We start from the raw sequence: 9,500 nt of genomic DNA, 5'->3' as shown, positions 1-9,500 counted from the left end.
CCCTGTCCCGGGTGCCCGCCCACCGGCATGTCTGGCGCGCGTGCGGTACGTCGGCGGACCTCCCCCGAGGACACGGCCGCCGTCCGTCGTTCCCCGGACAGGAGGCCGGGGCTGCGCGCGGAGCGGATGATGGGTCGGAGAACGGTCCTACTTGGGCGCCTTCTTGCCGGTGACGCCCAGGTACACCAGGGGAGCGAGGTTGGGCTTGAGGTCCTTGACCTTGACGCCCCAGGAGGTGAAGGCCTTCTGGTGCTCGGCCGCCGAGGCGAGCAGCGAGACCAGGGCCCCGGCCACGGCGTTCGGATCGAGCGACTTGTCGGCCTGACCCTTCGCCTGGAGTTCCTTGACGGCCTCCGCGAGTGGCTTGGCGACCGCGTTGAGGACCGTCATGCGGATCTTGAAGAACCGCTTGTCCCCTTCGGCGGCACCGAGCGTGACCACTCGGAGAATGGCGTCGTTCTTGCGCCAGAAGGCGAGGAATCCGTCGACCAGTTCTTCCGAAGTGGTCGGTCCGGACTTCCCTGCCCAGGACTTTCCGGCCACCAGCTCTTTGAGCTGGTCGGCGTCCTTGGCCATTTCCTCGGCGATTTCGAGGACAGCGCCCTCGACATCCGGGAAGTACTGGTAGAAGGTCGCGGGGGAGGTACCCGCCATACGGGCGACGTCGATGACCTTGACGTCCCGATAGGGCGACGTGCTGAGCATCTCGCGGAGGCAATCGAGCAGCTTCTGCCGCGTCTCCTGTCCGCGTCGCCCGGCGACGCGACCGTCGACGGTGCGAACTTGTCCTGTCATGCCGTCAGCTTACCGTGGCACGATCTTGGCGCGATTCGGTGATGCGACTATTACTCCGCACGGGGGTTGGTATAGCGGCATGAACCACTTCGGACGGATATTCACCGGGCTCCGAAGCCCCTGTTGAAGCCCCCCCGTGTGCTTTTGACCTCACAGCGTGACGGCGAGTCCGCTGAGGGGTGGTTGGGTGACAGAGCGTGACGACGGCCGAAGGGTGCGGTCCCGTCCGGAAGTGGACGGTCCGGGGCTCCGGGCGCAAGCCGCCCCCGGAGCGGGCGTCAGGATCCGGCCGTTCCGTCCTCGCTGGTCAGAGGGCTGTCGGGGGGTCGGTCCGGGCCCGGACGACGGGTTCCGGGGGGTGGGGGAGGTTGGATATGCGTAGGACGGCATTGGAGAATCGGGTCCGGCACCACGCGGCGGGTGCGGACAACGGGGAGGTGGCAGCGGAGTGGACCAGCTGACGGCGCACGATCCGAGGCGGATCGGGCCCTTCGAGGTGCTGGGGCGGCTCGGCGCGGGTGGGATGGGACTGGTCTACCTGGCGCGTTCCGCGTCGGGGCGGCGGGTGGCCATCAAGACCGTGCGGGGTGAGCTGGCCGAGGACGAGCTGTTCCGGGTCCGCTTCGCCCGGGAGATCGCGGCGGCCAAGACGGTCGGCGGCTTCTACACGGCGGCCGTGGTGGACGCGGACGCGGACGCCCGGGTGCCCTGGCTGGCCACCGCGTACATCCCGGCCCCCTCGCTGGAGGACCTGGTCGAGGACTGCGGCCCGCTGCCGGTGGAGGCCACCCGCTGGCTGGTCGCCGGCATCGCGGAGGCCCTCCAGTCCATCCACGCGGCCGGGCTGATCCACCGCGACCTCAAGCCCTCCAACGTCCTGGTGGTCGAGGACGGCCCGAAGGTGATCGACTTCGGCATCGCCGCCGGGGTGTCCAGCACCCGGCTCACCATGACCAACGTCGCGGTCGGCACCCCCGCCTACATGTCCCCCGAGCAGGCCCGGGACAGCCGTACCGTCCGGGGCGCCAGCGACGTCTTCTCGCTCGGCTCGCTGATGGTCTTCTGCGCCACCGGGCACCCGCCCTACCGGGGCTCCAACCCCGTCGAGACGGTGTTCCAGCTGCTGCGCGAGGAGCCGGACCTGACCGGCATGCCGCCGGAGCTGATGGACCTGGTCCGCGCCTGCATGCAGCAGGCCCCCGAGCGCAGGCCCACCCCGGCGCAGATCCAGACCGAGCTGGCCCCGCACCTCTTCTCGCGGGACGACGCCTCCGGCGAGGCCGGGGAGTGGCTGCCGGCCAACGCGCTGGAGCTGATCGAGCGCAAGCGGGGCCGCCGTCCGGCCGCCCCGCCGTCGCGCCCGCCGGCCGGCCCGGCCCAGCCGCCCCCGCATCCCCAGGGCCCGCCCGCGCACGTCCCGCCCGCGCACGTCCCGCCGCAGCACCTCGGCCCGGCCGACCCGCGCACCAACCCGGGCGGGCGGCACGCCCAGCCGCCGGCCGGGCCGGTGCACAGCCTGCCGCAGCCGGGCCCGCACTCGGACGCCGAGATCCCGACCGCGAAGATCGCCTCCCCGAACCGGCACCGGGCGCCGACCGGCGGCTCCGTCGAGGTGCAGCTGTCCGGTGCCTCGGTGCGGATAGGCCCGGGGCCGCGGGCCGAGTACGAGCAGCCCGGCCCGAGCACCGCCCCGGCCACGACCGACTGGGTCCGCCGGGCCCCCACCCCGCCGCCCGCGCCGGTCGCCCGCTGGCGCCCCTGGCGGTTCCGGATGTCCAACGACGTCTGGGGCACCCCGGTGGTCGCGGACGGCACGCTCTTCGTCTCCAGCTTCGAGGTGCACGCGCTGGACATCGCCTCCGGCGAGCGCCGCTACAAGACCCGGGACGTCGCCTGGGCGCTCGCGGTGGACGCCGGACGGGTGCACGCGGCGGACGGCCCGCACCTGTACACCGTGGACGCCGCGGACGGCACCGAGCGCTGGCGCACCTCGCTGGACGGCTGGGTCTACTCGCTCTCCGCCGCCGACGGCGTGCTCTGCTGCGGCATCAGGGGCGGCGGCGTCCAGCTCCGCTCGGCCGCCAACGGCGCCGAGCTGTGGCGCGCGGACGACGCCCAGCCGGACTACGAGAACCCGCAGTCCGGCCCGGTCCTGGTGGGCGGCGCCGCCTACTACTACGGCGGCGGGCGGCTGCGCTGCGTCGACCCGCGCGGCGCGGGCCTGCGCTGGTCCTTCCCGGTCGGCGAGGACGTGCCCTCGCACCCGGTGGAGCGCGGCGGCGTGCTGTACGTGTCGGCCGGCACCCGGGTGTACGCGCTGGACGCCGCCAGCGGGGCGGAGCGCTGGCGCTTCGAGGCCCCGGTGGTGCTGTTCACCCCGCCCGCCCTGGACTCCGACGCGGTCTACGTGGCCGACTACCTGGGCACGGTCTACGCGCTGGACGCGGCCACCGGCCTGGACCGCTGGCGCGGGGTCACCGGCCGCCGCCAGGGCGCCGACCCGGTGGTGGTCGCGGACGGCATGGTGCTGGTCGGCAACGGCGAGGTGCTGTACGCCTTCGAGGCGGCCGGCGGCCGGGAGCGCTGGCGCTACACCGCCCGCGGGGAGATCGTCGGCTCCCCGGCGGTGGCCGACGGCCTGGTGCACCTGGGCAGCCGGGACCACTCGCTGCACACCCTGGACCTGGCGAGCGGTCAGCTGCGCTGGGAGCTCGGCACCAAGGGCGAGCTCACCGGCTCGCCGGTGGCGGTCGGCGGCCGGGTCTTCGTCGGCTCCAAGGACCGCTGCGTGTACGCGCTGGACGCCTTCTACGGCACGGCGGTGCCCGCCCGCTGAACCGCGGGGCGGACACCGCCGGGTCGGCGCCGCCGGAGCGGCGGCGCCGGGTCGTGCCTCAGGCCTTGCGGGCCCCGGGGTGGCGGCTGCACCAGCCGTCCCACGCGGAGGAGACCATCTCCGTCACGTCGTGACGGGCGGTCCAGCCCAGCTCGCGGTGGATCAGGTCGGCGGAGGCCACCACGCGGGCCGGGTCGCCGGCGCGGCGCGGGGTCACCTCGGCGGCGGTGTCGTAGCCGGTGACCTTGCCGATCACCTCCAGCATCTCCTTGACGCTGACGCCCTCGCCGCGGCCGATGTTCAGCACCAGGGAGGTCGCGCCGGCCGGGTCGGCGGCCATCCGCTGGGCGGCCGCCACGTGCGCCGAGGCGATGTCGGAGACGTGGATGAAGTCGCGGACGCAGGTGCCGTCCGGGGTCCGGTAGTCGTCGCCGAAGATCCGCGGGGCCTCGCCGGCGGTGAGCCGCTCGAAGACCATCGGGATCAGGTTGAACACCCCGGCGTCGGAGAGCTCGGGGGAGGCGGCGCCGGCCACGTTGAAGTAGCGCAGGGCCACGGTGGACATGCCGTGGGCCTTGCCGGCCGCGGCGACCAGCCACTCGCCGGTCAGCTTGGTCTCGCCGTACGGGCTCATCGGGGCGCAGGGCGTGGACTCGGTGACCAGGTCGACGTCCGGCATGCCGTAGACCGCGGCGGAGGAGGAGAAGAGGAAGCGCTTCACCCCGCCCTCGGCGGCGGCCTCCAGGACGGTCTGGAGGCCGATCATGTTCTCGCGGTAGTACAGGAAGGGCTGCTCGACGGACTCGCCGACCTGCTTCTTGGCGGCGAAGTGCAGGATGCCCTCGACGCCGTGTTCGCGGATCGCGGCGTCCAGGGCGGCGCGGTCCAGGGTGGAGCCCTCGATCAGGGGGACGCCGGCCGGCAGCCGGGAGGCGTCGCCGGTGCTGAGGTCGTCCAGGACGGCGACGCGCTCCCCGGCGTCGAGCAGCTGTCGGACGACGTGTCCGCCGATGTATCCGGCACCGCCGGTGATCAACCAAGTCATGTGCCGATCCTAGGCGTTCGGATTCGATCGCCACGTTCGGGCGAGTCGAGGCCGCAAAGCGGACAAAACGGTGAAAAGCTGAGCAGGATTTCCGTGCGTCCACACCTGCGCCCGTTCGGCGCGGTGACGAATCGGAGGCAGCCAGGTGCGCCGTCACAAGGAACACGCCAACCCCCTGCCCGCCGGGCCGCGGCCGATCGGGCCGAGGCCGCCGGGCGGGCGGCTGCCGGGGGCCGTCGCGGTGGCGCTGGCGGCCGTGCTGGCACTGGCCGGGTGCAGCAGCGGCACGTCCTCCTCGTCCACCGTCGCCGCCACCGGTTCGTCCCCGGCGGCCGGCTCCCCGCAGGCCGCCTCGTCGTCCGGCCAGTCGAACGGCGGGACCCAGTTGCAGGACGCCTACCAGGCGGTGATCGCCAACGTGCTGCCCTCCGTGGTGCAGATCACCACCGGCGACAGCCTCGGGTCCGGGATCGTCTACGACGACAAGGGCGACATCGTCACCAACGCCCACGTGGTCGGCACCGCGACCACCTTCACGGTGACCCTCGCCAACAGCACCACGGCGCTGGACGCCGGCCTGGTCGCCAGCTACCCCGACTCCGACCTCGCGGTGATCCGGCTGAACAACCCGCCGAGCGGTCTCAAGCCGGCCAGCTTCGGCGATTCGGGCAAGGTCCAGATCGGCCAGATCACCCTCGCCATGGGCAGCCCGCTGGGCCTCTCCAGCAGCGTCACCCAGGGCATCGTCTCGGCCATCGGGCGGACCGTCTCCGAGCCCCAGGGGCCGGGGTCGCCGGGCGCCACGATCAGCAACATGGTGCAGACCTCGGCGGCGATCAACCCGGGCAACAGCGGCGGTGCGCTGGCCGACCTGGACAGCAAGGTGATCGGCATCAACACCCTCGCCGCGACCGAGCCGCAGACCAACGGCGCCGCCGCCCCCGGCATCGGCTTCGCCATCCCGGCGAGCACCATCACCAACATCGCCGACCAGCTGATCAAGCAGGGCAAGGTGACCAACTCCGGCCGGGCCGCGCTCGGCATCACCGCCCGGACCAGCTTCAACCAGCAGTTCCAGCCCTCCGGCGCGGTCATCGTGGAGGTCACCCCGGGCGGGGCGGCGGCCTCGGCGGGGCTCCAGGCCGGGTACGTCATCACCAAGATCGGCGACACCCAGGTGGACTCGCTGAACGCGCTCACCACCGCGCTCGCCTCGCTCAGTCCGGGCACCAAGGTCACCGTCACCTACACCCGCAACGGCGCCACCAAGACCGCCGACGTCACCCTCGGAGAGCTGGCAGCCGCCCAGACCTCGCCCTGAGCCCCGGTACGGGGACGCCGGGCCGCACGCCGCGCAAGGGTTCAGCGGGCCGGGTGCCGTACCGGACCGGCGCCGGGACCTCGTCTCCGCCTCGACGAGGTCCCGGCGCCCTGCCGTGTCCGGGGGAGCGGGCGCTCAGCGGCGGGCGGCGCGGGTGCGCCAGGGCAGCTCGACGGTGACGGTGGTCGGGCCGCCCTCGGGGCTGTCCACCAGGAAGACCCCGTCCACCGCGCGGATCCGCTCGGCCAGCCCGGCCAGTCCGCTGCCCGGGTAGGGGGCCGCGCCGCCCTTGCCGTCGTCCTGGACCAGCACCATCAGCTGGTGCTCCGAGCGCCAGACCTCGACCGAGGCCGAGCGGGCGCCGGCGTGCTTGGAGACGTTGGTCAGCAACTCGCTGACGGTGAAGTAGGCGATGCCCTCGACCGCCGAGTCGGGGCGCTCGGGCTGCCCGTCCGGGCCGGTCAGGTCGACGTTCACCCGGACCCCGCCGGGCACGGTGCAGCGGGCGGCGACCGAGGACAGCGCGGCGTCCAGGCCGCGGTCGGTGAGCACCGCCGGGTGGATGCCGCGGGCCAGGTCGCGCAGCTCCTGGAGGGCCAGCTTCACCTCGCCGTGGGCGTTGTCGACCATCCTGGCGGCGGCCGCCATGTCGTCCTCGGACTCCACCTCGCGCAGCCGCTCCTTGGCCATGCCGAGGTCCATCGCCAGCGCGACCAGCCGGGCCTGGGCCCCGTCGTGCAGGTCGCGCTCGATCCGGCGCAGGTCGGCGGCGGCGGTGTCGACCACGGTGCCGCGGTCGTCCTCCAGCTCGCGCACCCGCTCGGCCAGGGCGCCCGGGAAGAGCAGCGACTCGATCAGGATGCGGTCCACCGCGGCCAGCCCGCGGACCACCCAGGGCAGCACCGGCCAGAGCGCGATCACCGAGATCAGGGTCAGCGCGAAGCTGAGCACGCCCCAGGGCAGCATCAGCACGTTGTAGAGCGCCGAGCGCCAGTTCAGCAGGTCGGTGAGCTGGGCGATGGTGTAGCCGACCATCCCCGGGCGGCGCGGTTCCACCGGCTGCGGCTCGTCGATCCCGGAGTCGTAGGCCGACCGCGCCCGCCGCCGGCCCAGCGCGCCCAGGGAGCGCGAGAGCGCCAGGCCGCCGGCCAGCAGCGGCAGGCCGATCACGGTGATCGACATCCCCAGGCCGACCGAGAGCGTGGCCACGGCCAGCACGAAGCCGAAGATGCCGAGCGGCAGGTTGAGCAGCAGTCGTCCGACCTGGTGCCACATCCTCTTGCCGTACAGCGGTGGGCGCTCCATCCGAGCGTCCTGCTCCTTGATGGCGTCCACGGCGCGGTGCAGCGGCTTCATCGGATCTACCGTCCCTCTTCGTCGTGCGGCTGGACCAAGCTTCCCGAACGGCGGGCGGGGGATGCCATGGGGGTGATACATCTTCCCGGTCGGGGGTTAACCCCACCCCCGGGCCCGGTCGCCGGCGGTCCGCCACGGTGTCCACCGGCCGTCTTGCGGACCGAGCAGGTTTCGGGCGGAGCGGAGCGGTCCCCTTAGACTCACGCTTTGGCCATCGTTAGGCCCGTGAGAGTAAACGTCGTAGAACTGTCCTTAGGGCGGGTTCTCGGTCGAGGTGGAGGCGAAGGCATGGAGGGGAAGCACGCGGCTGCCGTCGCGGCCGACCCGGCGGTCGGCAGCGGCTACTTCGACGCGTACGCCGCGATGGGTCTGCTGGCCGTCGTCGGGGTGCTCTTCGTCGCCGTGGCGTTCACCGCCAACCGGCTGCTGCGACCCGTGGTGTACTCGCCCGAGAAGCTCCTCACGTACGAGTGCGGAGTGGACCCGGTGGGCGAGGACTGGGCGCACACCCAGATCCGCTACTACGTGTACGCCTTCCTGTACGTGATCTTCGCGGTGGACGCGATCTACCTGTTCCCCTGGGCGACCGTCTTCGCCACCGCCGGGTACGGCGCCGGAACCCTGATCGAGATGTTCCTGTTCATCGGCTTCCTCGCGGTCGGGCTGCTCTACGCCTGGAAGAAGGGCGTTCTGGAATGGACGTGACGCACTCCCACTCGCACGGCGGCGCCGAGGGCGGTCCCGTTCCGCTCGGCCTGCCGGACCCCGCGCGCCCCGGCGCCGTCGAGCGCCGCGGCATCGGCCCGCTGGCCCGGCTCGCGCCGGACCCGGTCAAGGTGGTGCTCAACTGGGGCCGCCGCTACAGCCTCTGGTGCTTCAACTTCGGCCTGGCCTGCTGCGCGATCGAGTTCATCGCCGCGTCCATGGCCAAGCACGACTTCATCCGGATGGGTGTCATCCCGTTCGCGCCCGGACCCCGGCAGGCTGATCTGATGATCGTCTCCGGGACGGTGACCGACAAGATGGCGCCCGCCGTCAAGCGCCTCTACGAGCAGATGCCGGAGCCGAAGTACGTCATCTCCTTCGGCGCCTGTTCCAACTCCGGCGGCCCGTACTGGGACTCCTACTCGGTCACCAAGGGCGTGGACCAGATCATCCCGGTGGACGTCTACGTACCCGGCTGCCCGCCGCGGCCGGAGGCGCTGCTCCAGGGCATCCTCAAGCTCCAGGAGAAGATCGCCGCCGAGTCCCTGCCGGACCGCTACGCGGCGCCCGCGTCGGCGCTGCGCCGTCCGCTGGTGACCGGGCCCTCGCACGGCACCGGGACGGGCTCCGGGGACGTTCCCGAGGCCGGATCCCCGACCGGGGCGCCGGCCGGCTCTTCGACCGAGGGAGGGGTCTCGTGACTTCCGCCGAGCAGTGCGCGGCGTCGGTCGGGGAGTGGGCGACCGGCGCCGAGGCGTACGGGCTGATCACCGTCGACGTCCCGGCCGAGAACTGGATCGAGGCGCTCACCAACGCCCGGGACGTCCTGGGGCTGGGCTTCTTCGACTGGCTGAGCGCCGTCGACGAGCTCGCCGAGGGCTTCTCCGTGGTCGCGCACCTGGCCGCCGTCGAGGCGCCGGGCGTGCGACACCTCGCGCTGCGAACCCGGGTGCCGCGCGACAGGGCGGCGCTGCCGACCGCCGTCGCCGTCTACGCCGGTGCCGCCTGGCACGAGCGCGAGACCCACGAGATGTTCGGCATCGACTTCCCCGGGCACCCCTACCTCGCCACCCTGCTGCTGCCGGACGGCTTCGAGGGGAACCCGCTGCGCAAGGAGTTCGTGCTCGCGGCGCGGGTCGCCAAGGACTGGCCGGGCGCCAAGGAGCCGGGCGAGTCCGATCACGGCGGCGGGCCGGCCCGGCGCAAGATGCAGCCGGCCGGCGTGCCGGACCCGAACGAGTGGGGGCCGCTCAAGGGCACCCTGCCGCCGGTCGCCGAGCGGCCCGCGCGCGGTGCGCGGGCGGCGGGCGCGGCGGCGCGGACGCCCCGGGCGGGCGCGGCCGGCGGTGCCGCCGCTGCCGGTGCTGCAGCCGCCGCAGAGGGCGGCCCTCCGGTGGGGGCGGACCGGCCGCGGCGGACACGGTAGGTGTCCGCGGGGTCGG

General features: G+C 73.2%; 8 protein-coding genes. 5 read left to right on the top strand and 3 right to left on the bottom strand.

Annotated elements, in window-relative coordinates; translation table 11 throughout:
- Positions 1-147 precede the first annotated feature (147 nt).
- Positions 148-795 (bottom strand): TetR family transcriptional regulator, encoded by a 648-nt coding sequence (locus ACWGKU_RS38915; protein ID WP_224284690.1) that lies wholly within the window; start codon positions 793-795, stop codon positions 148-150.
- A gap of 448 nt (positions 796-1,243) precedes the next feature.
- On the opposite strand from ACWGKU_RS38915, the gene ACWGKU_RS38910 reads away from it, so the two are divergent.
- Positions 1,244-3,631, top strand: coding sequence for an outer membrane protein assembly factor BamB family protein (locus tag ACWGKU_RS38910; RefSeq protein WP_452179061.1), 2,388 nt, complete (start codon positions 1,244-1,246; stop codon positions 3,629-3,631).
- A gap of 58 nt (positions 3,632-3,689) precedes the next feature.
- Here ACWGKU_RS38910 and galE read toward each other — a convergent pair whose 3' ends face one another.
- The gene (galE, locus tag ACWGKU_RS38905; protein ID WP_452179062.1) at positions 3,690-4,676 is read right to left on the bottom strand and encodes a UDP-glucose 4-epimerase GalE; all 987 of its coding nucleotides are present in this window, start codon (positions 4,674-4,676) and stop codon (positions 3,690-3,692) included.
- 196 nt (positions 4,677-4,872) lie between these two features.
- Between galE and ACWGKU_RS38900 the strand changes: the two genes are divergently transcribed.
- Positions 4,873-5,997, top strand: a complete 1,125-nt coding sequence (locus ACWGKU_RS38900; RefSeq protein WP_452179065.1) for a S1C family serine protease — start codon at positions 4,873-4,875, stop codon at positions 5,995-5,997.
- Between the two features lie 135 nt (positions 5,998-6,132).
- On the opposite strand, the gene ACWGKU_RS38895 is transcribed toward ACWGKU_RS38900, so the two are convergent.
- A complete protein-coding gene (locus tag ACWGKU_RS38895) occupies positions 6,133-7,353 on the bottom strand; it encodes a sensor histidine kinase (protein WP_452179063.1) in 1,221 nt (406 codons plus the stop codon).
- Between the two features lie 288 nt (positions 7,354-7,641).
- Here ACWGKU_RS38895 and ACWGKU_RS38890 point away from each other — a divergent pair, with 288 nt between their 5' ends.
- Genes ACWGKU_RS38890 through ACWGKU_RS38880 form a run of 3 tightly spaced genes read left to right on the top strand, consistent with a single transcriptional unit; the run spans position 7,642 to position 9,484 of the window.
- Positions 7,642-8,058 (top strand): NADH-quinone oxidoreductase subunit A, encoded by a 417-nt coding sequence (locus ACWGKU_RS38890; RefSeq protein ID WP_359902891.1) that lies wholly within the window; start codon positions 7,642-7,644, stop codon positions 8,056-8,058.
- A complete protein-coding gene (locus ACWGKU_RS38885; RefSeq protein WP_380553812.1) occupies positions 8,049-8,759 on the top strand; it encodes an NADH-quinone oxidoreductase subunit B in 711 nt (236 codons plus the stop codon). Before ACWGKU_RS38890 ends, ACWGKU_RS38885 begins: the two co-directional genes overlap by 10 nt.
- Positions 8,756-9,484, top strand: a complete 729-nt coding sequence (locus ACWGKU_RS38880; RefSeq protein ID WP_452191778.1) for an NADH-quinone oxidoreductase subunit C — start codon at positions 8,756-8,758, stop codon at positions 9,482-9,484. Before ACWGKU_RS38885 ends, ACWGKU_RS38880 begins: the two co-directional genes overlap by 4 nt.
- Positions 9,485-9,500: the final 16 nt, after the last annotated feature.

The organism is Kitasatospora sp. NPDC054768 (assembly GCF_053612025.1).
The sequence above is the reverse complement of the archived record's forward strand: the minus strand, read 5'-3'. Positions and strand labels throughout refer to the sequence as shown.